This is a genomic window from Anaerosolibacter sp., from assembly GCF_029240175.1.
Taxonomy (GTDB): Bacteria; Bacillota; Clostridia; order Peptostreptococcales; family Thermotaleaceae; genus Anaerosolibacter.
In genome coordinates, this window is record NZ_JARBTM010000001.1 from 107213 (window position 1) to 129637 (window position 22425).

Annotated in this window: 23 protein-coding genes and 1 riboswitch; of the genes, 7 read left to right on the top strand and 16 right to left on the bottom strand. The window is 39.8% G+C overall.

The features are described from left to right. Positions 1–162: 162 nt before the first annotated feature. Together K0R93_RS00510 and K0R93_RS00515 are read left to right on the top strand one after the other, a co-directional pair. A complete protein-coding gene (locus K0R93_RS00510; RefSeq protein WP_300295917.1) occupies positions 163–855 on the top strand; it encodes a response regulator transcription factor in 693 nt (230 codons plus the stop codon). Positions 856–987: 132 nt separating this feature from the next. Then, on the top strand, positions 988–1110 hold the full coding sequence (locus K0R93_RS00515; protein WP_300295920.1) for a hypothetical protein: 123 nt from the start codon (positions 988–990) through the stop codon (positions 1108–1110). Between the two features lie 167 nt (positions 1111–1277). On the opposite strand, the gene K0R93_RS00520 is transcribed toward K0R93_RS00515, so the two are convergent. From K0R93_RS00520 to K0R93_RS00535, 4 genes are all read right to left on the bottom strand, one after another. Continuing rightward, positions 1278–2006, bottom strand: a complete 729-nt coding sequence (locus K0R93_RS00520) for a M15 family metallopeptidase (RefSeq protein WP_300295923.1) — start codon at positions 2004–2006, stop codon at positions 1278–1280. Between the two features lie 211 nt (positions 2007–2217). After that, the gene (locus tag K0R93_RS00525; RefSeq protein WP_300295926.1) at positions 2218–3582 is read right to left on the bottom strand and encodes a hypothetical protein; all 1365 of its coding nucleotides are present in this window, start codon (positions 3580–3582) and stop codon (positions 2218–2220) included. A gap of 53 nt (positions 3583–3635) precedes the next feature. Beyond that, positions 3636–4955: an FAD-dependent oxidoreductase gene (locus K0R93_RS00530; RefSeq protein ID WP_300295928.1), complete on the bottom strand. Its 1320-nt coding sequence runs from the start codon at positions 4953–4955 to the stop codon at positions 3636–3638. Between the two features lie 105 nt (positions 4956–5060). Then, a riboswitch (Lysine riboswitch) is annotated at positions 5061–5238 on the bottom strand. A gap of 88 nt (positions 5239–5326) precedes the next feature. Continuing rightward, on the bottom strand, positions 5327–5587 hold the full coding sequence (locus tag K0R93_RS00535) for a YkuS family protein (protein ID WP_300295930.1): 261 nt from the start codon (positions 5585–5587) through the stop codon (positions 5327–5329). A 129-nt stretch (positions 5588–5716) separates the two neighbouring features. Here K0R93_RS00535 and K0R93_RS00540 point away from each other — a divergent pair, with 129 nt between their 5' ends. Further along, the gene (locus tag K0R93_RS00540) at positions 5717–6634 is read left to right on the top strand and encodes a LysR family transcriptional regulator (RefSeq protein ID WP_300295933.1); all 918 of its coding nucleotides are present in this window, start codon (positions 5717–5719) and stop codon (positions 6632–6634) included. 331 nt (positions 6635–6965) lie between these two features. Here the strand turns inward: K0R93_RS00540 and helD are convergent, their stop codons facing one another. The 3 genes from helD to K0R93_RS00555 all read right to left on the bottom strand — a co-directional run bounded on the left by helD (position 6966) and on the right by K0R93_RS00555 (position 10610). Then, the gene (helD, locus tag K0R93_RS00545; protein ID WP_300295935.1) at positions 6966–9284 is read right to left on the bottom strand and encodes an RNA polymerase recycling motor HelD; all 2319 of its coding nucleotides are present in this window, start codon (positions 9282–9284) and stop codon (positions 6966–6968) included. Between the two features lie 250 nt (positions 9285–9534). Continuing rightward, on the bottom strand, positions 9535–9777 hold the full coding sequence (locus K0R93_RS00550; RefSeq protein WP_300295938.1) for a hypothetical protein: 243 nt from the start codon (positions 9775–9777) through the stop codon (positions 9535–9537). 71 nt (positions 9778–9848) lie between these two features. Beyond that, a complete protein-coding gene (locus K0R93_RS00555; RefSeq protein ID WP_300295940.1) occupies positions 9849–10610 on the bottom strand; it encodes a DUF92 domain-containing protein in 762 nt (253 codons plus the stop codon). Positions 10611–10722: 112 nt separating this feature from the next. Here K0R93_RS00555 and K0R93_RS00560 point away from each other — a divergent pair, with 112 nt between their 5' ends. Further along, positions 10723–11343, top strand: coding sequence for an NUDIX hydrolase (locus tag K0R93_RS00560; RefSeq protein ID WP_300295943.1), 621 nt, complete (start codon positions 10723–10725; stop codon positions 11341–11343). 12 nt (positions 11344–11355) lie between these two features. On the opposite strand, the gene K0R93_RS00565 is transcribed toward K0R93_RS00560, so the two are convergent. The 7 genes from K0R93_RS00565 to K0R93_RS00595 form a co-directional block, all read right to left on the bottom strand. After that, positions 11356–12225: a homocysteine S-methyltransferase family protein gene (locus K0R93_RS00565; RefSeq protein ID WP_300295946.1), complete on the bottom strand. Its 870-nt coding sequence runs from the start codon at positions 12223–12225 to the stop codon at positions 11356–11358. A 218-nt stretch (positions 12226–12443) separates the two neighbouring features. Further along, positions 12444–12779: a hypothetical protein gene (locus tag K0R93_RS00570; RefSeq protein WP_300295949.1), complete on the bottom strand. Its 336-nt coding sequence runs from the start codon at positions 12777–12779 to the stop codon at positions 12444–12446. A 31-nt stretch (positions 12780–12810) separates the two neighbouring features. Further along, complete coding sequence (locus K0R93_RS00575; protein ID WP_300295953.1) at positions 12811–12933, bottom strand: hypothetical protein; 123 nt, start codon at positions 12931–12933, stop codon at positions 12811–12813. 194 nt (positions 12934–13127) lie between these two features. Further along, on the bottom strand, positions 13128–13748 hold the full coding sequence (locus K0R93_RS00580; protein ID WP_300295956.1) for a 5' nucleotidase, NT5C type: 621 nt from the start codon (positions 13746–13748) through the stop codon (positions 13128–13130). Next, positions 13742–16519 carry an ATP-binding protein gene (locus tag K0R93_RS00585; RefSeq protein WP_300295958.1) on the bottom strand — a complete coding sequence of 926 codons (2778 nt, stop codon included), beginning with the start codon at positions 16517–16519 and terminating at the stop codon, positions 13742–13744. The genes K0R93_RS00580 and K0R93_RS00585 overlap by 7 nt, the downstream gene beginning before the upstream one ends. Further along, a complete protein-coding gene (locus K0R93_RS00590) occupies positions 16516–17646 on the bottom strand; it encodes a metallophosphoesterase family protein (protein ID WP_300295961.1) in 1131 nt (376 codons plus the stop codon). Before K0R93_RS00590 ends, K0R93_RS00585 begins: the two co-directional genes overlap by 4 nt. A gap of 84 nt (positions 17647–17730) precedes the next feature. Next, positions 17731–18570: a CvfB family protein gene (locus tag K0R93_RS00595; protein ID WP_300295964.1), complete on the bottom strand. Its 840-nt coding sequence runs from the start codon at positions 18568–18570 to the stop codon at positions 17731–17733. A gap of 184 nt (positions 18571–18754) precedes the next feature. Here K0R93_RS00595 and K0R93_RS00600 point away from each other — a divergent pair, with 184 nt between their 5' ends. Then, complete coding sequence (locus tag K0R93_RS00600; protein ID WP_300295967.1) at positions 18755–19363, top strand: deoxynucleoside kinase; 609 nt, start codon at positions 18755–18757, stop codon at positions 19361–19363. An 86-nt stretch (positions 19364–19449) separates the two neighbouring features. On the opposite strand, the gene K0R93_RS00605 is transcribed toward K0R93_RS00600, so the two are convergent. Next, positions 19450–19776 (bottom strand): DUF4870 domain-containing protein, encoded by a 327-nt coding sequence (locus K0R93_RS00605; RefSeq protein WP_300295970.1) that lies wholly within the window; start codon positions 19774–19776, stop codon positions 19450–19452. A gap of 90 nt (positions 19777–19866) precedes the next feature. Next, positions 19867–21240: an aminotransferase-like domain-containing protein gene (locus tag K0R93_RS00610; RefSeq protein WP_300295973.1), complete on the bottom strand. Its 1374-nt coding sequence runs from the start codon at positions 21238–21240 to the stop codon at positions 19867–19869. Between the two features lie 137 nt (positions 21241–21377). Between K0R93_RS00610 and K0R93_RS00615 the strand changes: the two genes are divergently transcribed. Both K0R93_RS00615 and K0R93_RS00620 read left to right on the top strand, forming a co-directional pair. Next, on the top strand, positions 21378–21869 hold the full coding sequence (locus K0R93_RS00615) for a GNAT family N-acetyltransferase (RefSeq protein ID WP_300295976.1): 492 nt from the start codon (positions 21378–21380) through the stop codon (positions 21867–21869). Positions 21870–21893: 24 nt separating this feature from the next. Beyond that, positions 21894–22310, top strand: coding sequence for a GNAT family N-acetyltransferase (locus tag K0R93_RS00620; RefSeq protein WP_300295979.1), 417 nt, complete (start codon positions 21894–21896; stop codon positions 22308–22310). The last annotated feature ends 115 nt before the right edge of the window (positions 22311–22425 follow it).

Genomic DNA, 22425 nt, shown 5'->3' on the forward strand with positions numbered 1-22425 from the left:
AATTTCCTATAGGAAAATTTAACGAAAGTTTTACAAACATTGATAGTTTTTTAAAATTCAAAGAGGTATGTTAAATATATGATAAACATATGAGAATAAGAGAATAACAGGATGAATGGCTAGATTCAGCGACTAGTATCGCATCTAACGAGGAGTGGTTTTATGAGTAGAAAAAAGGCTCTTGTTGTAGATGATGAGCATCATATTACGGAATTAATTCAGTTTAATTTAGAGAATAGTAATTTTGATGTTTTGATCAGTGACAATGGTGAAGATGCCATCAGAATTGTAGGAGAGCAGACACCCGATGTAATTATACTTGACTTAATGTTACCCGGAATAGATGGGTTTGAAGTATGTAAAAGAATTAGAAGTAGTGAGAGATCGAGGAAAATACCTATCATTATGTTAACCGCAAAAGGAGAAGAGTTAGACAAGGTATTAGGCTTGGAACTAGGAGCAGATGACTATCTCACCAAACCTTTTAGCGTAAGAGAGCTGTTAGCTCGGATTAAAGCTGTTTTGCGAAGATCAGATGATATCCCTAGTAGAAAGGCACAAACTTTAAAGATCCATGATATTTTCATTGATACAGCAAATCATGAAGTATATAAAAACGAAAAACTGGTTGAACTAACATTAAAGGAATTTGACCTATTACGTATTTTGGCAGAAAACAGAGGTAAAGTATTATCTAGAAATCAATTATTAACTGAAGTATGGGGATATGATTATTCTGGAGAGACAAGAACGGTAGACGTTCATGTCAGATATCTAAGAATGAAGATTGAAGATAATGATAAATATCCTATTTATATCGAAACAATCCGCGGTGTAGGATATAAAATGAAATAGAGGAAGAATATGCAGAAAAGAGTATTTCATATGTGACATTCTTATTTGATACATGCTGTCCTTTCATCATTCTATTGCATAAATTAATATTGGAAATGACTTTTAAAACTACTGGGTTTGGAGGTGTAAATTGTGTTTGGCGGTTTAGTTCCTTTTGGTAAAACCGTTGGTGATTTTGAACAAATGGTGGAAAGAATGTTCCACAATGACTTTGGACTAGGTCTTTTTACAACAGCCATGAAAGTAGATACCTAAAGCCAAGGGCCCCAAGGTAAAAAAGGGTATTAACATTGAATAAAAAGTAATATCCCATGTTGTTTGGACAACATGGGATATTACTTTTTATTCCCGTATACGCATATCTATACAAGTTAGTAGAGAAAATACCCTACTGCGTAGTTTTACTTCCTCTCCTATACAAGTCATTGTAGCGGTATGGATTTTTGGAAGTGTTGATAGTCCTTCAGGCTTTTCCATTCACCGCCCCAGGTCCACCCACGGTCTGTGAAAGCCTTATAGCATACGTCGCCCTTGACGATCATCCCTTTTTGAACAACTGTGCGATCTATATAGTTTTTTCCAGCTGCAGGCGATATCTTGCCCCCTGTTACATAAGGATTTTGTATGGGGTTAATATCAATGGCAATGCCGTAGCTGTGCTTCGATAACACACCTTTACTGTCGGCCACCTCTCTAAAGTTAAATGCCGAGGTGTTGTTATCCTCCATGGAAAGGTCGTCATTCCCACCATATTCATCTACCAATCGGATTTTCTCTATAGGGAATTTCGATTCATAAAGGATTTGAAAAATCTCTAGAATTTCCTCCGCAACCGCCCCATGAACCACCAATTCTCCTTCATGGGTCTCACCATCAAATCCCCAGTATAGCACCTTCACATAGGCTAGCTGTTCCAATGCCACAGGGCTTCCAATCTTCCAAGATACACCATCTATTTTCTCAATAATTTCATAGGGCAGGACTGAAACTGTAAAGCTTAACTGTTCTTCTATTTTAGCAGCTTCCATGGTACTATTTTGCTGCACCCTGGTTTCTGGCGGTTTTACAGCTTCTGCATCTTGGATCTTCGTACACCCAACACTCAAAAGTAAAGTGGCTGCAACGAGGAGTATATATCGTTTATGTTTCACAACCTGACCCTCCTTGTAGATATCTAATTATTGCGTTAATAACTTGCGGAACGGTTACTAACCGTTCCCTACGAATTCTGCTATTACTTTACCTAATAGGGAATGGTCATTGACCATTTCGGTTTATTATGTTTTTCCCTCCCATGTCTGTAGATTAAACAAAAAAGGAGCTACCAGTAATAGCAACTCCTCTAAGCATACCATATTTGACCTATAGAATAAACAACGCCACAATCAAAGTTGCTAGAAAACCTATACAAACAGGAATGATATTCTTTCTTGCCAAATCCAGGGGATTTACGTTACAGATGGCTGCCACTGGTATAATTCCCCAAGGAATAATCGTTCCTCCCCCTACCCATATGGCTGTCATTTGTCCTAAAACAGCAAGGACTGCTTTGTTTACCTCGATCGCTGATCCAAAGGTTTGTGCCAAGCCACCTACCAGCGGAAGTCCCGAGAACCCAGAGCCATCTAAGCCAGTAATACCTCCAATCACCATCTGGATGACTGCCACGGGGAATTTTGACAGTTGAATGCGATCTGCTAAATATAATCCCATATCCGATAATAGGCCCGTAGCATTTTCGCCAAGTATAGCTTTCGCTGTGCCTTCACTTCCTAAGAAGAAGAAGGCCCCAATGATAATAACCGGCGCAAAAACTTTGATTCCAAATCCAAATCCATCTCGAATATAATCCGTAATCTTTTCAAAGGAGCTAACAAAATTATGCTGCACAATTGCCGTAAAGCTCATAATCAGAATTGCCGTACCACCAACCAGCGCTGTTGCATCGCCGCCTCTCAGCTGATACTTATACATAAGAAATACATCTATTAGGAACGCTACAGGTGTAATCACAGCAACTACCCAAACACCCATGGATAGTTTCAAAGGCCGCTCCAACTCCGCTGTTACAGCCACGGTCTCGAAGGATTTCATTTCCTTACGCATCATGAAATAAGAGCAGGCTACAGTCACAATACTCATGGTTAACCACAAAGGTACACTGGCTTGAATCAATTCCATAGGGTTTTCTATGGCAGCTGCCTTTGCCGTAATAGCTGGAGCTCCCTGGATGAAATAGTCGCTGGACAGCGCCACCCCATGGCCAAATATATTCATGGCTACTGCTGCCCATATGGCAGGTAATCCAGCACGGATAGCTCCTGGGAGCATAATGGCACCTACTAAAGCTACAGCTGGAGATGGCCAAACAAACCAAGAGAAAAGTAACATCACAATACCCAGTCCAAAAAACGCCACCGTTGGATTCGTCATCCATTTCTTAATAGGACGCATCATCAGTTCATCGGCCCCAATATCTCTTAGGGCTTGGGACATGGCAACCACCAAAGAAATTACAACGATAATCCCCCAAAACTCTGTTCCTGCTGCAATCAGGGCATTGTAGATTACCTGTACACCCTTTACAAAACTTCCCGAAGATGCATACCCCATAACAAAAAGTCCTATTATACAGGGCAATACCGTATCTTTTCGGAATGCCATGGTTACCATTACGACTAAGACCATAAAAATGTAAATATAATGCAGCGACGTTAGTTGAACCATATCTTTTCCCCCTTATGAATATTTCTGCTTGATTTATACCTTTTTGATGAAATTTAAGAACAAAGCGATGTTTCTATCGTCTCGATCTCTAATTCCTTAACCAATTTCTTACTAAAAATATCTGTCAATTCTAGTGCCTTTACCTTATCTTTCAGCAACTGAACATCTGTAGTGTAAAGCTCTTTTTCTTTCATTCTTTCAAAATAAATAGAGCCTGAGAAGGTATATTTTTTTCCCATCCCTTCTTCTGTCGCCATCATTTCCTTTACAAAAGCGATGGCATCTCCAATGGCTAATTCTGTCGGCAGCTCCAGTAGTTCTATCTCAACGGCATGTCGAACACTATTGTGACCTGCCAAAATTCCTGTAACAATGGCTTCTGTATGACCAACGAGGAGTCCTGCCTTTTCTCCAGCACAGAAAAGATTGTCCACGTCATCTACCTTCAGGTTATTATTTCGAGGTGCCATACTGAAGTAACGCATAGAGTTTCCTTTGCCCCCGGCATAAGGATCTTCGTATCTTGCATATTCAAAACCTGGCACTTGCCTTAGCTTATCTAAAGGGAAAAATGGCCCCATCAATTTTGCATGGCCTGTATCCAGCAGGATTATATTGTCTTTAAACTCTGGAAGTGCATATTGTTGACAGGCCTTTGCATCCAAATGGTCCTCAATTAACGTCTGAGGCAGTGGAATAATGGCAACACCCTCTCGCTTTAACTCTTCTTGTATTCCCTGGGAAAGAGATTCCTTATAAAGTTTGCATGCACCACTCATGGCACCGATGGTACCATCCGCCTTTCTTCCAACCATCTCTTCCACGCCAGCCAGTTTTGCAATGCTTACACGGCCTCCAAAGCTCGGACATCTTAAGATACACATTGCACAGCCGTTGCCATATTTAGCGCAATTTCCCATGGGTCCTGCAGTTCCAGTTGTATCAATAAAGGCATCCCCTTGGAAGCTCCGTCCTGATTGGTCAGCTACAGCTATGATCTTCGTTCCTTCCATGGTCACTTTATCTACCCGTGCCTCAAATACGATTTCAACACCTAATTCCTTTAAATGTGCCATGACCGCTCCATGGGTATCAGCAATATCGTACAAATTCACATGATGATGCCCTGGAAATTGAATATTTTTATGTCTTGCATGCTGGTCACAGATTTGAAAAAGATCTCCCCCACCCATGGCGATCATTTCCTCCGTGGCAGCAAATCTACCATTATTTCTCATGATTCCGCCTACGAGGCCGGTACCCAATAACATATCTGTCCTCTCTAACAATACTACTTTTGCACCTGCCTTTGCAGCACCAACAGCTGCTGCACATCCTGCCCAGCCCCCACCTATTACCACAACTCTTGCCATGAATAATCCACTCCTTTTGAATAATTTTCAAAAAAATAAAAGCAATTGGCATTGAACACCAATTGCTTGTCTCACAAAAACAGCACAAAAAAAGCTTATGAACACAAACAAGATAGCGCTCCACCAGCATCTCTGGTGACAGTCGCAGGACTCTTAATCCTGAAACCAGATGTAAATTCTAGAGTGAATTTCATCTTCGGTGCCATCCCCTTCCCCCTAGGATCAACGACTACTCTATTGCCTTCCCTAAGGTACTCTTGTCAAGCACACCTCTATCTGCATAATTATAAAGTTATTTAATATAATAATACACATTATATTTTATGTCAATACAAATTATTATACCTAGGCACAAAGCCTAGGTCAATATATTAGAATCTTACCTTGTTATGGATGATTTGGTAAATCTGCTCAGGTGTTAGTCCAGCTGCTTCAACGATAGAAGCCTTTGCTTTCAAGCCCTGGGAGAGATTCATATTATTTAAATCTGATACAATAATGGCTTCATAGTTATCACTGGTAATATCTTGAAGGGTGTCATTTCGGTACATAGTTCTCACATCATAGCCTTTTTCGCCTAGATATGCTCTTACTTCCTCTAAATTGTTCTCAACAACTACTTTCTTGGCCATACAACTTATACCTCCTTTTTCATGTATTCACCTATTAGTATGTACAGCCTATTTCAAATTATATATGGCAAACCTTTTGATTTTATAGTAGGATATAATTAAAAAATTATCTTTGGAAGAGGGTAGTATATGGATCTTCATTATCTCAAGTTGTTTCATATCGTGGCAACAAATCTAAGCTTTTCCAAAACTGCCACCCAATTACATATCAGTCAGCCTGCCATCTCCATGCAGATAAAAAAGCTTGAAGATGATTTGGGCATGCCTCTGTTTGATCGCCTTGGCAGAAATATCTATCTCAATGGTCATGGCAAGCTTCTATATGAATATACCAGTAAGATTTTTCACCTCGTGGAAGAAGCTGAAAATAAAATACAAGAGATGGAAGATAAAATTTGGGGCAGTTTGTTTATTGGATGCACTAACGCACCCTCTATCTATGTGATGCCAGAAATCATCAGTCAGTACAGATCACTTTATCCCCTGGTAAGGGTCCATCTTCATCTAGGAAATACCTATGATATCCATAATCTCATGAAACTCAATCAAATTGATTTTGCCATTATCGGCGGTACCATTCCAGATCACCCGAACATCCGCTCTCATAAGCTTTGGGAGGACCAGGTGGTGTTGGTGGCTTCACCGGAAAATCCCTTGGTGGACTCAGATGCACTAACCCGCGACCAACTATTGGATCAGAATATCATTGCCCACGATTATCAATCTAAGCTCTATGAATTGGCAGAACTGATATATAAGGATCTCTCTTTACCATTCCAACCCGCTATGCTCATTGGCAGCGTGGAAACGATGAAATATTTGGTGGCAGAAAATCATGGTATTGCTATTCTACCCTATATTGCAGTAAAGAGAGAATTAAAAGATGGCCGCCTGAAAGAAATCAAATTTTCAAACCGAAATTGGCAATATGATTATCATATGGTTTATCATAAAAACAAAGAAACTGTTCCTTCCATGACAAGGCTCATCTATCTGGTAGAACAGTATTTTAAAGCAAATAGAGAGCGGCTGATGTATACAGAGTAATATGCGACATAAATGTCGCATAGGCTAAGATTGAGGTTAAGGTTAAAACCGTAGCGGCGAACAGTGTTCGCCTAATTATTTTGAGAGTACCAAACTTTCAGGATAATGCTATAAACCCTGTCATGCAGAGCGCAGCGAAGCATCTCAAAGACCCAACCCTAGATCCTTCACTACGTTCTGGATGACATTAGGGTTGAAAATCTGTGATTTGCGGGCTACGCGAGATTAAGATTGAGGATTTACTTCTGTATGACGTTCAGGGTCTTTTTCTTAACCTTAGCCTTAACCTTAACCTGGGCACCTCCGTGCGCTTTATCCTACAACGGTGCCATTAATCTCGATCTTCTATCTCATATAAATCTTTCGACTCCTTTAGCACCGAAGCTGGCTCCTCCGTACAGTACATATGCACCCTATGCAGCGCTCTGGTGACAGCGATATACAATAACTTCACATCCATTTCCGTATCTTCATAAATGGATTGATCTACCCTATGGATCAGCACGCCGTCAAATTCTAACCCCTTGGATAAATAAGACGGAATCACAACAACGCCTCCATGAAAATCAGTCACATGATCACTGATTAAGTGAATATCCTCAAATTGATCCTTCAAACTTTGAAACACCATTTCTGTGCTTTGAAGGTCTTTACAGATCACTGCGATTGACCCAAAATCCTCCTGCTGTAATGACTTGATCTGTAGAACCATCTGTTGGAGAACTTCTCCCTCATCTTTACATCGATGAAGAACAGGCTTCTCTCCGTGCCTGAAAATGGGCTCAGCCAATACTGCCTCCAAGCCCTTGCACTGCTTAATCACTTCATTGGCTAGGGCCACGATCTCTATGGTTGATCGATAGCTGGTGGTTAAGAGATGATAATTATACTCCTTGTCTTTAAACACCTTCTTCATGGTCTTTTCCCAGTTATTAATTCCCCTGTAGGCGTAGATTCCTTGAGATAAATCCCCCACAAAGGTAAAAGAATCGTTCATGGATATTTCTCGCAGTACACTCATCTTAAACTCATCCAGATCCTGGGCCTCGTCCACCACGATATGGGCATATCGACTTCTGTCCTCTATGCCAAAGAGTTTGATATGGATATACGCCATTGGTCCCAAGTCTTCATTCTCATAAATATCTTTCTTGAGTTTCCCTAAAGTGTACTGACAAATTGCTCCGAACAAATCCTCGCCAATTTTATTCTCAAAGGCCTTTGTCAGCTCTTCGTCTTTATCAAAAAGGCTTGTATAAAATTGAAAGCTATCTGGTTTTGCAATTTGTCCGATATATTCCCCTATGACACCAGGCAGGTTCATCTTGATTTTTTCTATCTTGTTATCTCTTTCGTCATAGAGGGCTATAATATCCTTTCGAATGGCCTCCACATCTTCTGCTTGATTTTTAAGCAGTTGGATCTTTCCCTTATAGACCTCTTCTATTTTTTCATAAATTTCCTGTATATCATTTTTCAATCTTCCTGTTAAATAATCCTTTAGTTTTTCTATCCTCTGTACCAACGGTAAATGTACATTACTGGTTAGAAATACTTCCTTGAGTTTTTCATAGGTAACCAAATCAATTCCTTCCATCGTTAGATTGACCCCAGGGAGCAAGCTCCGCTCCAACTGCTTTAGACGGTTGTCGATAACCTTCTTAAATAACAATGATCCTTTAAGCCGTGATGCGACGGTGACCATCTCCACTTCCTCTGTATTCCCATTCATCAGAAGATTCAACTTATCAGAGCCTTGGGTAATTTCTATCTTTTTATTCAGCAGTCCCAAAGCCCAGTCCTCAAAAGTAGTTTGAAAAACATTTTCTACCCCTAAATCAGGTAGTATATCAGAGATATAATTTAGAAACAATTTATTGGGGGCAATCACCATATAGTTTGCATCGCTATTTCTTCGGTTGTTATAAATAAGATAGGCCATTCTATGAAGGGCTATGGTCGTCTTTCCGCTTCCCGCTACTCCCTGCACCACCAAGGGTCGAATCATTTCACTTCGAATAATTTTGTTTTGTTGATCCTGTATTGTCGCCACAATCTCTTTGAGTCTTCCTTGGGTCGTCTTGTTCAGAGCCTCTGCCAAAAATCCCCCTTTCCCCTTTAAACTATCTTCAATCCGATCCTCAGAAGTCTTGTCATCAAATATCTCTTGAAGTTCTCCCCCATTGATTTCATATCGGCGTTTTAGAAACATAGTTCCTTTGATTTCCCCTGAGGGAGATTTATAGGAAACCTCCTGGCTGTGACCGCTGTAATAGATATCTGCAACGGGGGCTCTCCAGTCTACCACTACTGGAACTTCTCTATCTCGATCATGGAGTCCGTATTTTCCAATATAGATCGTTTCCTTTTCTTCACTTCGATTCTCTTGAAAGTCAATACGTCCAAAATAAGGGTTTTCTTTACTCTTATCTAAGCTCTCAATATCTTTGGTCGCAATACTGTAAAGCTGTTGATTGGCAATCAATCTTTCATCGGTTAAAGTATTTACAGATTTACGTATCTCTTTCAGCCGCTCTTTTAAGATCATCTCATACTCCTCAAGGAATCCTTTTTCCCCTTCAATCCATTCGATGGTTTCCTCAAGATGATCTTTTTCCAACTGATAATCTGGATGATTTGTCATCGGCATATCCCGAGCCTCCTCTTTTTCTATGTAAATCAATTCTAAGAGAAAAGCAGTATATTTTCAAACCTCCCCTTGCCCTTTGTCATAGCTTTCCAACCTTCGAAATGAAGCATCATATTTTTTCCTCTGTTTTTCACATTTTTTCTTGCCAATTTGTCACTTTTTTGGTAAGATAGTGGTGTTTGGAGTATCTTTTTTTGATGACATGAAAGGACAGTTCGCTGGAGCGAACTGTCCTAATTTATTTGCAAGCTTAGGCTTGCATATGGTTTATTTTGATGCCATCCAATCCTTCTAATTGATCGGCCATATTCCGAATTCTTCCCATATCTGCACGGATATTGAGGGTGATCAATCCATGATTTATTTCTCCGGGATCATGGATCCCAAATCTTCCGATGATAATATCTCCGTTTTTCGTTAATATTTCTTGTACCTTTGGTGCAGAATCCGTTCGATGATCTACACGTATGCTCATAATGCTTAAATGATCCATATCTCTACCTCCTATCTCATTTCATTTGGTATTTTAAACAAAACCTATGAAATATATGCATAGATTTCATCCTATCTTAGAATATAGAAAATAGAAAATATGATACATCCAAATACTGAGGACAGAAAGTTTACCCCATTGTTTTGGAGCCAAGGAATCGTCTGATTATGTGTATATACACCTTCAAAATCCTTCTCATTTTCAAATATGCCCAGGAACGAATCAAAAAAACCACCCAAAATTCCACCAATGGCCATCAATCCATAGATTTGCCATGCTGCAGGCGGTAACCATCCCAACCAACCTAGGAGATAGACCATAACAAAGTATCCTCCTAGTCCAATACATCCTCCCAGGGTCCCCATAAGGGTAATCCCTCCAGAGGCCCCTTGGGGTACTTCCCTTAGTTTATAAAGAGAATAGGTTTTTGCTGGAAAAAGGGTTCCTATCTCGGCGCACCATGTATCAAAAAGGTTTACGCCAATGGCGGTGAGATATAAATAATAATATACAGGCTCATGTTGTAAAAAATATAGTAGGGCGCAGCCAGCCCCTAATAATCCATTGGCAAACAACTGTTTCCAGTTTCTCGCTGTTTTTTCCTTGGATTTGATGCTTCTTTTATAATCCGTTTGAAGCTTTGTCAGCATACTTCCTGATACCAAGAAGTATCCCAAGGGAAAAAGCCAAAAAAATCCATTGATGCCTGCTGCTGATCCAATCAACCACAAAGCTGCCAATGCATCAAAGGTGATCCATTTCATTCTATATATGATAAATCCTACCGTCACAATGAGGATGGATATACTTAGTAAATAATATGTATTGGCCATGATTGTCTCCTTTGTATAACAAATTAAATGTTTTCTAAAGAATAGAGGTATTATATACTTATATTATAATTAAACAATAACATTAACTTCAACATTTAAGGCAGGTGCATCCATGGAAATTAAAAAAATTAACGATATTATCCAGCAAAGAATCCCAGGCCCTGAAGGTGTCTTCCATCGTTTCTCCATCTTGGTTCCTATTGTTAAAGTTCAAGGTGAACTTCATCTTTTGTTTGAGGTTCGTGCAGCCCATTTAAGAAATCAACCAGGAGAAATTTGTTTTCCTGGAGGTAAAATTGAAAAGAATGAAACACCCGCGGAAGCTGCCATCCGTGAAACCGCTGAGGAATTAAATCTGACTCTAGGGGAAATCGAGCTGCTTGGCCCATTGGATTATGTAGTTACACCTTTTAATACGATTCTTTACCCATTTTTAGGTACAATTCCTCAGAAAGGGATTGATGAAATTCAGTTTAATCCTTCGGAGGTTGGCAGTATCTTTACAGTTCCCTTAGATTATTTCTTTAATACCGAACCCGAGCATCACTTTATCCATATCAAGGCTTCCACCCATGACGATTTCCCCTTCCATATGATTCAGAACGGCAAAAACTACAAGTGGAAGGTTGGTAAATTGCCTGAGCTTTTCTATGAATACAATGGGCACATCATTTGGGGTATGACAGCCCGGATTGTAAAAAACCTAGTAAATATTCTTAAGGAAGAAAAGTGATTTTCTTCCTTTTTATTTTATAGATCTAACTGCTTCATTGATTGCTTGAATATGGGCTGGGGTTGTACCGCAGCATCCTCCAATAATATGAACACCAAGTTCCGCAAATTTTCTGCCGTAATAGGCTATGTCTTCTGGCATAAGAGGATATACCATTTGATTCCCTATTTTTTTTGGCAATCCTGCATTTGGTTTAACAGACCAATACTTTGGGACTGCTTGAACCATTTTTCTCATCACCGTCATCATATCCTCCATGTCGCTGCCGCAGTTGCTCCCAATAATGTCAGCTCCCGCCTCCTTAAGATGCAGTGCAGCCATTTCTGGCGTACTTCCATCCAGGGTCTTTAAATCCTTCCCAAAGGTCATGGTGCAAACAATAGGGATATCCTTTATCTCCTTTACAGCTTTCACAGCCAACACCGCTTCTCTTACATCCATCATTGTTTCTATATTGATCAACGCTACACCTTCAGAAGATAAAATTTTTCCCTGTTCATAAAAAGTTTGATATACCTCGTCTTTTCTTGCATCATCCCATGGTTTCCCAACTGGCCCTATATTCCCTGCCACAAGACAGTTTCCGCCGGCAGCTTTTAAGGCAATGTCCACAGCTCTTTGGTTGATTTCTACGAATTGGCTTTCCATATGAAAATCTTTAAGTCTCATGGAATTTCCACCAAAGCTATTGGTCTGAATGATATCTGCCCCCGCTTTTACATATTCCCTATGGATTTGGAGTACAGTGTCGGGATACTCTAGGTTAAAGCACTCAGGACATTGTCCCATTTTCAACCCTCTATCCATTAGCATGGTCCCCATAGCTCCATCAAAAATTAAGATCTGTTCTTCTAGACGGTAATATAATTTCTCTTTTTTCATAGATTCCTCTCCGTTCATCCCTTATCACTTTATAGTTTTCCCTACACTTAGTATTTTCAGTGTTTTTCTAATAATCCCTTCTCTTTTTTATAGCCAATAGATAAGCTCTGGAATTAATTCCAGAGCTTATCTATTGGCACAAACAAAATGGGCCTATCCCTTTAAGACCTAGTGTTTGCATTGAAACTGGGAGGCGAGATAAAAATCCATGTAAATGATTACTTTATTCTTTTCATCATGGCTTTTACCACATCATCAAAGGGTAGATGTCCGATTTGCGCCAAAATATTGTCCACTTCATTTTTTTCCTCTTTCTTTAGAGATCCCTGCAACACGATGCTTACCACTTGGTCTGCATCGACCAATACAGAAAATACACTTAAAGACCCAGACAAAATGCCCAAGATTACTAACGCCTGGGCAGTGGTCAACCGTCCATTCACGCCCACAAGGTTACTCTTCCTGCCTATTTTGCCTTGATTTTTCAAATCATGCTTTCCCAACTCCGCCATGGCTTCCTTCATCAGCATATCCAACTGATCAGGTGAAAACACAAAAACGCCTCCTTAATCATTCTTGAAGTATTTATCCTGGTATGATGATGGGAGCCCCTGATCCTGGTGTTCCCCGACCAGTTCCAAAAATAAAAACCAAAGCAAGTAGAATAATCCATAAAATATCGATTTTAAAACCCTCTGAATTAGACAATATACTCCCTCCCTCTTATTAGTATTATATTAATTTTCTACACTCCTGTGACAAATAAAAATGCGTAGCAACGCTACGCAAGGTTGAGGCTAAGGTTAAGGTTGAATGCTTTCTTCAGTACGGCTCTGAGAGTCTTTTTCTTAACCTCAGCCTTAACCTTAACCTGTGCACATTAGTGCACAATTTCTCACCCATTATTCAATCTCCTGTTCCGCTGCCAGCTTTCTTTCTTCTTGAATCAATTCCAAAAACGTCTTCAGCGAATACATACGGGGAACACCTTCTACCTCTTGGTTATAGGGTTGATCCCGCAGGTATACATTTACTTCCCCTTCCATTAGCTCCTTTACAAAAACTGGTGAATCATCGATGGCATAGTCAATATCCAAGCCCTTGCAGGCTTTCACCTTATCCCTTCTTGGAATAACGCTGATCCCTTTCCCTATATATTGCTCAAGCCAATGATAGCATTGCAGCATCACCGATCTCCCGGGTGTTTGGGGTCTCGCTGTAACTGCATAGAACTCATATGCGGGATCTTGAATCATGTCTTGTAATATTTCTCTTTCCTCATGGGTAATGATCGGCTCCAAGCTTTCCCACATATTTTCTATACCCAAAATGGTTTTCCATACCTCCATGGACATTTCATGGGAAAGACCAATACCCGCTTCTGAATAGTTCCAATGGGTAACCACTGGCACCAGAGGTGTTCCATATTTTTTATGGGCAGCAGTTAGATAGAACTTTGTAAAATCTGATAATACACCATCCATATCCAGCATGATACGGATTGGCCTATGGGCCTTTAACATAGATGTCCTCCTGATTTCAAATAGATATAGTTAACATTCTCATAGTTTCTTAGCAAATCAAGTTCTCGTTTTTGGCATGTGAATAAAATCACTTGATGGGTTTTGGCATACTCATATAGATAGTTCAAAACCGCTTCCAGTCTCCCCTCATCATACTGCACAAAGGCATCATCCATGATAACAGGTATGGATGAACCATCAAAAATCAACTGTGTAATCCCCATCCTCATGGCAAAATAAATCTGATCCCAGGTGCCATTGCTAAAATAATCAATCTCTTTGATCTTATCCTCCACAGGATCTATCACTTTTACATGATATCCTTCCGAAATCATAAGATCTTCATATTTTCCCCGGGTGATTTTTCCCAGAATTTCACCTACTGATTTGTTTAGCCTTGGTCCAAAGCTTCGTTGAATCTCATGAAAAGAGTCTTCCAGCACCTCCATGCTGCAGTCGATGGCTGCAGCCGCCTCTTCTAGCTCCAATATTTGTGTCTCTACAATACCTATTTCCTCTTCGATCACTGACACACTACGGCTTTGAGCAAATCGCTGCTGTATGCGATATCCAATATCTTTTATCTGCTTTTCCAGTTCAATCAGCTGTTGATGCTGTTCTTTTAACTTTTTTTCCAGCAATTCTTGGCTTTCCAGCTCCTCTGCTGCAGAAATTTCTTCAAAAGTCCTCACTTCATCCTGGATGGTCTCAAAAACTCTTCCTTTTAACAGGCTATTGAAAGTATTTTCCAAGGAATCTTTGTCTCTTTCTATATCACTGATTTCTTTTAACCCTTCTGCCAATCTGGCGATGCTGTTTTCCACCGCCGTTTCATCCAACGTCATGAGATTTAATTGTTGCCTTAATCCCTTCCCAAGCTCTTCTCTCTGGACATCTAGCTGACCAATTTTTTCACCAAGATCCTTGAGCTCTTTTTCCACCCTATCCTTTTCAGAAAGAATTTGTTTATAATTTTTAAAACTATCCTGAAAAGTTTCTAGGCTATCACAATCCCATTGGGCAAAAATTCTTTGAATACTGGCCTTCAAAATCTTTAATTTTTCTCTTAGCTCCTGGGCCTTCTCCCCATTCATGTTTTCCTGCCGGTCTTCAATACGAATTCGAAGTCCTTCCATTTGATTCTTCTTTTCATTGTATCTCGACATATAGGTACGGAATTCCTGTAAACCCATAACCCCCAGCTGATAGTAGATTTCACCCAGTTCTTTGCGTATATCCTCCATTGCCTTCTCTATACTCTGACTATCCCCTATGGCAGAGATTTCTTCCTCTATCGCCGAAAGTTCTTTTTCACTCTTCTTTTTAGAAGATACCCCATAAATGCTTAATAACACACCGATCACGCCAGCCACATAAAATGAAGGCGTCAATCCTACTCCCCCTGCAATACCTATGACCAAAGCAAGAATACCGACTGCCAGTAGAAGTATGCTGTTCTTTCTTTGACTGCTTAATATTTCTCTTTTTAATTGGAGGTGATCTCTCCGTTGATCTCCTGATAATTTTTCTTTCAATTCCTTCAGCTGCTCTTCCTTATGATATATGCTTAACTCTATATCAGGTGTTACATCCTCGAATTTCCTTAAAATACCAAGATTATTCCGCTCATTCTCCAATTGATTTTCTAAGTCATGAATCTCGTCTATCGTCCTATTCCATGTCCTTAAACGGTCTTCTAAATGTTCCTGTTCTTGCATCATCCTTGTCAGTTTTAATTCTATATCTTCTATATGATCATGGTTTTTGAAATGCTGTAAATAAGCCATTTTTTCTTCATACTCAGCCTTTATCAGCCTTGTTAGTTCTGTAGACTCTACGCGTTGCCGCTTCAATTCCTTCCATTGTCTAAGCTGATCTCGTAGATCAAGGATATGAGATTCATCCATTTCCCGATCTCCTATTTTCATGGCTCTTTGTTTTTCCTCCCAAGCAAGGGTCAAAGCTTTTATACGGTCTGCATAGTTACATAGTTCTAGATACTCTTGTTTCTGCTCTAACTGTCGAATTTCTTTTTTCTTCTTTTCTAAGTTCATGATCTCATGATGGAGGATTATCTTTTGTTCTTGTATCTGATTCATAGTCATCTGATCGCAAATGTTCTCTTCTTGAAGATCCTTGGCGACCTTCAAGTCGTCCTTCAATCTCTCCTGGGCTGCCTTCAGCTCATCCAGCTTACCCATTTTCCGCTGGCCGATTAAACCCTTACGTGCTAGCTGTAAAGCACCCATTGCCTTATGATAGGAGGTATCCTCATCTCCCGTCTGATGAAGGTTGGTCAGCCGCTTCATGATCTCGTCCTCTCGATCCCGTTCTACCTGACTATGGAGCTGCTTAATAAACACTGTCTTTTCAAAGGCCTCTTCTCCCATGCCAAAAAAGGACTGACCTGGTTGATTTCTATCAACAAAGCCGATTTCAGCTCCTGAAACTGGGTCTAAAATAAGGGTATCGTCCTTTTTTCTCTTTTCTCCAAAGCTTCTTTTAATAAGAAACTCCTTTCCAGAATCATCTTGGAAAAGTAATTCACCGGCTGCATCATCTCCACTCCAAGGTAAGAACCGTTTTCGCTCATTGTCCCTAATCTCCTTCTTCATTGAACCTAACCCGTAAAACATCGCCTTCATAAAGGTTTGAAGTGTCGTTTTTCCTGCCTCATTCTCCCCATAGATAATATTTAATCCGTCAGCCAGTTGTATCTCTAGATCCTTCAGTTTACCGAAACGCCCAATTCGCATACCCTTTATCTTCATTCTATGATCACCTCACCTGTGCCTAATGCTTGGATACCTAGCTTTAAAGCACGCCTTATTTGTTTCTTCCCTTCTTCATCAGGCGTCGCTTCCAACTTCTCTAGCATATTTCGAATAAAAATGCCCCGTAGGGAGAATTCATTGGCTAATCCTTCATAGTCTAACCAAGGACTTGTTTCATCCACAAGCTTCACACTGTAAAATGTGGATGACAACTTTTCTCTCAAGACCTCCGTATGGATGGTAAAATCCTCTTTGATCTCCCCAGTCAGTATAATTTTATATAGATTCTGAGCCCGCTCTGGATCAATAACCTGTTCTTTTATCTTCTCTGCGATTTCCTCGTAGGTAGCTAATCCTTCTATATCTACCTTGACAGTCATATACCTACGCTTGCAGATCTCTTGAAAATGCAGGTCACAACGCCCCTTTTCCAATGTTCCCAAGAGTACACCCTTACTGCCTGTCTCGTCAAATCCACGACCTTCTGGATTGCCGCTATAGGCCCAGAAGGTTCCCCCAGCCTTCATGATTCCAGAAAAACTATGCTTATGGCCTAAAGCCAAATAATCTAATCCACTTTCACTGATGCTCTTTTGCGTTATGGGATTATAATCACTTCCCTGACCTTCAGAGACTACTTCTCCATGGAGTACCATGATATTCATCATGGTTCTGTCCTCTACCTGAAATCCTTGGAGCAAGGCCTGTTTTTCATGGGATTTAGAGAAACCCGCCCCATAGACCCATAGGTTTAAATCTGGAATGGCAATACCTGTCGCGTGTGAATCAAAGATATGAACATTTTCCGGCCACTGTACAAGATGATAGTAGGATTTTGGGGTATAAGGATCATGATTACCGGGCGAAATAAATATCCGGATGTTAGAAATTTCTTCAAACTTTTTTATGATATGATCTAAGGTAGTTTTCATGACTCGCTCGTTATCAAAAAAATCTCCACTGATCAGCATCACATCTACTGCTTCTTCCTTCGCTATCTGAATAACCCTGCCAAAGGTTTCCCTTAGATCTTCCTTACGTTTCTCAGCCCCTGCACCTGCCAGTTCACGAAAAGGCGTATCAAAATGAAAATCTGCACAATGCAGTATCTTAATCTTCCCCATGCCTATGCCTCCAAATATTATAATGAATACTCTCATTCTAACACAAAGTAATAAAACATTGAAATAGGGTGCCCTGTGGGCACCCTATTTCAATCGCAATCCATCTTCTGTTTGCTCTACCTTACCTTGCTTTAACAAAGCACCTATCGCTCGCTTAAAGGCTGCTTTGCTCATGTTTAAATGATACTTGATCTGTTCGGGGCTGCTGTTGTCATTTAAAGGAATAAAACCATTCTTTTTTTCCAGCGTTTCCAACAAAGTATCTGCATCTGTCTTCATTTGCTTATAGGCTGCTTTTCGTGGTGAAAGGGTCAATTTGCCATCTTCCCTTGCTTCCACTACCCTAGCCTCAACCACATCACCGTTTCTAATGTCATGGAAATATTCGTTCTTGGGTATTAGTCCCACATACTGATTATCCACCGCTACAAAAGCTCCCATGTCCTTTTTCACCTGATAAACTGTTCCTGTGACCTGATCTCCATTCTTGTAGGGACTATCTGTGGTTAAATATTTTTCAACATCTGTGGTAGAGCTAATGCGCCCGCTTTTATCAATATATAATCGTACAAGATAACTCCTGCCCTCTTGCACCTTATACTTTTGTTCTCCAAAGGGTAAAAACAAATCCTTTTCCAAGCCCCAATCTAAAAATGCGCCAATTTCAGAGGTTTCCACCACCTTTAAATATGCCAAGTCTCCCACTTGAGCCAAGGGCTTCTTTCTCGTAGCAATCAATCTGTCCTTGGAATCCCTATAGATAAATACCTCTAATTCATCACCTTCTCTAACCTCTTCCTCGGGAAGTTGATTGTTCGGTAACAAAATATTATCCTTCGGGTCATCTGTTCCAGCATCTAAATATACGCCAATTGCTGTGGCATTGGCCACTTTTAATGTATTAAATCTACCGATTTCCACCATATATCGTTCCACCTTTTCTTTTTTCAGCTTTTGTAATAGGTTTTCCTGAACCTAAGACTTTTAATCAAATTCTACCACATATTACCCATATTGCAAATAAATTCATGGGAAGGAAGAATTGATATCCTATTCCATGATTTGATATAATGATACATAATTCATGAATGATCGAAGGAGAGAGAGGATGAATCCAGTGATTTGTATTGATGGTGTTGTAGGCTGTGGCAAAACGACTTTGGCTGAAATTCTTGAACAAGAACTAAATATTCCAACCTTCCATGAACTGTGTAATCCAGATACGGAAATCCTTTTGGATAAGTTTTATCGAGATAAAACCCGCTGGGCCTTTACCATGCAAATTCATTTTCTTAACGAAAGATTCCGGATGATTAAGGCAGTCCATAAAAACAACGGCGGTATTTTGGATCGTTCCATCTTTGGGGATCGGATTTTCGCCAGTATGCTTTACGAAGATGGTTTTATGAGCAAGGAAGAGTTCACCACCTATGTTACATTGTTAGACAACATGCTGGAACACGCCCGTCCACCAAGATTGATGATTTATTTAAAGTGTTCTGTGAATCAGGCCATCAAGAATATCGAGACCCGAGGCCGTGAATATGAACTCATTGTACCCCGTAGATACTGGGAAAGACTGAATGAAAAATATACCCAGTGGCACCAAAAATATGATTTGTCACCCTTGATTGAAATAGATGTGGATGCAGTGGATATTGTACGGGAAAAGGATAAGATTGTAGAAATTATTAAGAAGCATTTAACTTCCTCCTGAACCACAGTGAAGGATCTCAGGTTTTAGTTGCCTTCAAGGGTTTAAAAAAATAGCCAAAGGGGAAATTACCCTTTGGCTATTACTATTTAAAATTTTCTTGCGATACTTCCTGTCACTGGATAAGAATAATCTACCCCATCACAGGACTTCACCACAGCAATGATTGGGAATATCAATGCACCTACAAGGAGTACCAACAAAAGAGGAATCCCAATCAGCAGGATGGATAAGACAGCAAATGCAAAGGACAAGACTGCAACACCTATCTGGAAAATTAAAGCTTCCTTTGCTTGATTCTTTACAAAGCTATCATTGGTTAGTACCAAAATCACCAATGGCGCCAATATAGGTAAAGCCACCATCCACCCTAAGTGAGCGATAGCGCACAATAGTTTTTGTTCTGTGGTCATCATCATTTTCCTCACCTTTCTTATTTAATCTTTATCTTCTATATATTATTACGGATGTTTTCTCTAATTGTCTAATACTATTCTATGAATTTTTTATAAATGGAATGTCTCATCTCTATTTTTCATTCTATCGCTATACCCTTTAAAGGTTTCCATAATCTCAAAATATCCATTCTTGATCTGATCCTTTTCTACTCGGCTGATGCTCACTCTTAATCCTGGGTCATGGGCAAAGCTGGGAAGATAATGTTTCTTTACGTCTGATAGGCAAATTCCCTTTGCTGCAAGCTGTTGAAGTACAGTTTCAGTATTGATCTGTTTGTGGACCTCCAAGTAAGCAAAAAAACCTGTATTTGGCACATGCCACCGAATATAGGGTATATTCCATTCCTGAGTAAGCCCTCTTAAATATTCCATCCTATCATGATAGATTTGCTTTATTTTTCTCCTATGGCTATAGAACATTCCGCTTTTTAAATAAATCTCCAGGGCTCCCTGGGACAGAATAGATGTATTGAGATCTGTCCATTTTTTATATTCCTCAAAGACTTTTGTCAATTGTTTTGGAAGAACGACTGCCGAAAGCCTCAATCCAGGCAGTAGAACCTTTGAAAAGCTTTTAAGATAAATGACTCTTGATGTTACATCAAAGGCATATATAGGGTCCGCTTTCCCGTCTAGCTCCAAATCACTAAGATAATCATCCTCTATAATATAGACATCATATTTTGCGGCCAGCTTTGCCAGCTGTTTTTTCTCCCCATTACTATAGGAAATACCCAGTGGATTATGGAATCTAGGTATAGTGTAAAAGAACTTCACCTGTCCATTTTGGAAGATGCGCTCCAGTTCATCAAAATCAAGGCCTTTGACAGTTCTGTGTATTCCCATTACAGTAAGTCCATGCTGTAAAAAGGATTCTAAGGCGCCTTGATAGGTTGGCTGCTCTACCAAAATATTTCTTTTCCCATTGGGAAAGGGCATTCTTCCCAATATGTTAATTGCCTGCTGGGCACCGGAAGTAATAAAGATGTTTTCATATTCTGCAAAAATTTGTTCTTCTTGGAGATGCTTCTTCAGTATTTCAACCAATGGGCTCAAACCTTGGGGATGATTATATGAAAATAATGTTTCCTTATGTAAATCGATGGCTTGATTCAGACAATGTTGAAATTCCCGATAGGGTAATGCCCTGGTGTCTGGGGAGGCCGATATAAAATCAATTTCATGATATCTTTGGGACACTTCTTCTTTTCCCTTACTTTCAAGCAAATAATAACCGCTTTGTGGTATGGAATAAACCAGATGGTTTCTCTCCATCTCATGATAGGCACGTATAACAGTCCCTTTGCTGCACTGAAACATTTTACAAACATCACGAATTGAAGGAAGCTTGTTTCCTGGCTTTAGCTTCCCCTTTTCAATTTCTTTATGGATAAATGCATTAATCTCTTGGTATTTTGCCATTTTTCCACCCCATTTTGTACCAGTACAGTTGTGAAATTGTTCACTTTTTTTAGGAGATTTTCCATTATACACTATAACTGTATCATAGTTTTACCATTCATTATATAAAAATTTGGAGGTAAAGGGGACTTACTTTTATGAAGCAAATCCAATATGTTTCAGGTGGCATTGATTTGTTAGATCGGATCTCTCCCCTTTGGGAGCAGTTAAACAGCTATCATAAAACCCATTCTATTCATTTCAAAGGGAAATACGGGAATCTGAGCTTTCAGTCTAGAAAAGAAAATTTATTGAAAAAATCTCTGCAAGGTGATCTGCATATTATTTTAGCCATGAATGCCGCTTCGAATGAAGACATTGGCTATTGTGTAGTCTCTTTATCAGTAGATCGGATTGGTGAAATAGACTCCCTCTTTGTTATTGAATCTTTCAGAAGTCACGGCATTGGTAAGCAACTTATGGAGCAATCCTTAAATTGGCTTACAACCCATAGTCCGAAAAAGATCATCATAGGCGTTTCAACTGACAATCATGCAGCATTATCGTTCTATACTCACTTTGGATTCTTTCCATGTATCACCCTGCTGGAACAACCTCCGGATCATGCCAAAACCAATACACTACTTTAATAAAACCAAAAAGGAGATGTATATATGAGCCCTCACCTTAATCAATTTACCTTTACCAGTGATTCAAAACAACTAGATCTTGATAGCATCTGCACCATGCTGAATAATTCTTACTGGGCTTCTACCCGTACCAAGGAGACCATAGAACGCTCCATGAAGAATTCCTTATGCTTTGCTGTGTTTTCCCACTCAAAACAGATTGGCTTTGCACGGGTTGTAACAGATCAAGCCACCTTTGCCTATTTATGCGATGTATATATCGATGAGAATTATCGAGGATATGGTCTAGGCAAATCATTCATCCAATATATTTTAGACCACCCTGATTTGTGCACCTTACGGAAGTGGCTGCTGCGCACGAAGGATGCCCATGGCCTATATGCACAATTTGACTTTCAATCCTTGAAAAATCCTGAAATCTTCATGGAAAGGACGGTATGATTCTAGACACATCTATCCAGAAATTTCTATCTGCTTTGTAGTAAAGCATCTTGGAGTATGATATGATATTTAGAGAGTCTAAATGTTTATAATCCATCATATACTCACTATAATT

Excerpts from the sequence above, each read along its gene's own strand:
- K0R93_RS00510 (WP_300295917.1), top strand. The coding sequence starts at position 163 with ATGAGTAGAAAAAAGGCTCTTGTTGTAGATGATGAGCATCATATTACG.
- K0R93_RS00525 (WP_300295926.1), bottom strand. The coding sequence starts at position 3,582 with ATGGTTCAACTAACGTCGCTGCATTATATTTACATTTTTATGGTCTTA.
- K0R93_RS00530 (WP_300295928.1), bottom strand. The coding sequence starts at position 4,955 with ATGGCAAGAGTTGTGGTAATAGGTGGGGGCTGGGCAGGATGTGCAGCA.
- K0R93_RS00535 (WP_300295930.1), bottom strand. The coding sequence starts at position 5,587 with ATGGCCAAGAAAGTAGTTGTTGAGAACAATTTAGAGGAAGTAAGAGCA.
- K0R93_RS00540 (WP_300295933.1), top strand. The coding sequence starts at position 5,717 with ATGGATCTTCATTATCTCAAGTTGTTTCATATCGTGGCAACAAATCTA.
- helD (WP_300295935.1), bottom strand. The coding sequence starts at position 9,284 with ATGCCGATGACAAATCATCCAGATTATCAGTTGGAAAAAGATCATCTT.
- K0R93_RS00550 (WP_300295938.1), bottom strand. The coding sequence starts at position 9,777 with ATGGATCATTTAAGCATTATGAGCATACGTGTAGATCATCGAACGGAT.
- K0R93_RS00555 (WP_300295940.1), bottom strand. The coding sequence starts at position 10,610 with ATGGCCAATACATATTATTTACTAAGTATATCCATCCTCATTGTGACG.
- K0R93_RS00560 (WP_300295943.1), top strand. The coding sequence starts at position 10,723 with ATGGAAATTAAAAAAATTAACGATATTATCCAGCAAAGAATCCCAGGC.
- K0R93_RS00565 (WP_300295946.1), bottom strand. The coding sequence starts at position 12,225 with ATGAAAAAAGAGAAATTATATTACCGTCTAGAAGAACAGATCTTAATT.
- K0R93_RS00580 (WP_300295956.1), bottom strand. The coding sequence starts at position 13,748 with ATGTTAAAGGCCCATAGGCCAATCCGTATCATGCTGGATATGGATGGT.
- K0R93_RS00585 (WP_300295958.1), bottom strand. The coding sequence starts at position 16,519 with ATGAAGATAAAGGGTATGCGAATTGGGCGTTTCGGTAAACTGAAGGAT.
- K0R93_RS00590 (WP_300295961.1), bottom strand. The coding sequence starts at position 17,646 with ATGGGGAAGATTAAGATACTGCATTGTGCAGATTTTCATTTTGATACG.
- K0R93_RS00595 (WP_300295964.1), bottom strand. The coding sequence starts at position 18,570 with ATGGTGGAAATCGGTAGATTTAATACATTAAAAGTGGCCAATGCCACA.
- K0R93_RS00600 (WP_300295967.1), top strand. The coding sequence starts at position 18,755 with ATGAATCCAGTGATTTGTATTGATGGTGTTGTAGGCTGTGGCAAAACG.
- K0R93_RS00605 (WP_300295970.1), bottom strand. The coding sequence starts at position 19,776 with ATGATGACCACAGAACAAAAACTATTGTGCGCTATCGCTCACTTAGGG.
- K0R93_RS00610 (WP_300295973.1), bottom strand. The coding sequence starts at position 21,240 with ATGGCAAAATACCAAGAGATTAATGCATTTATCCATAAAGAAATTGAA.
- K0R93_RS00615 (WP_300295976.1), top strand. The coding sequence starts at position 21,378 with ATGAAGCAAATCCAATATGTTTCAGGTGGCATTGATTTGTTAGATCGG.
- K0R93_RS00620 (WP_300295979.1), top strand. The coding sequence starts at position 21,894 with ATGAGCCCTCACCTTAATCAATTTACCTTTACCAGTGATTCAAAACAA.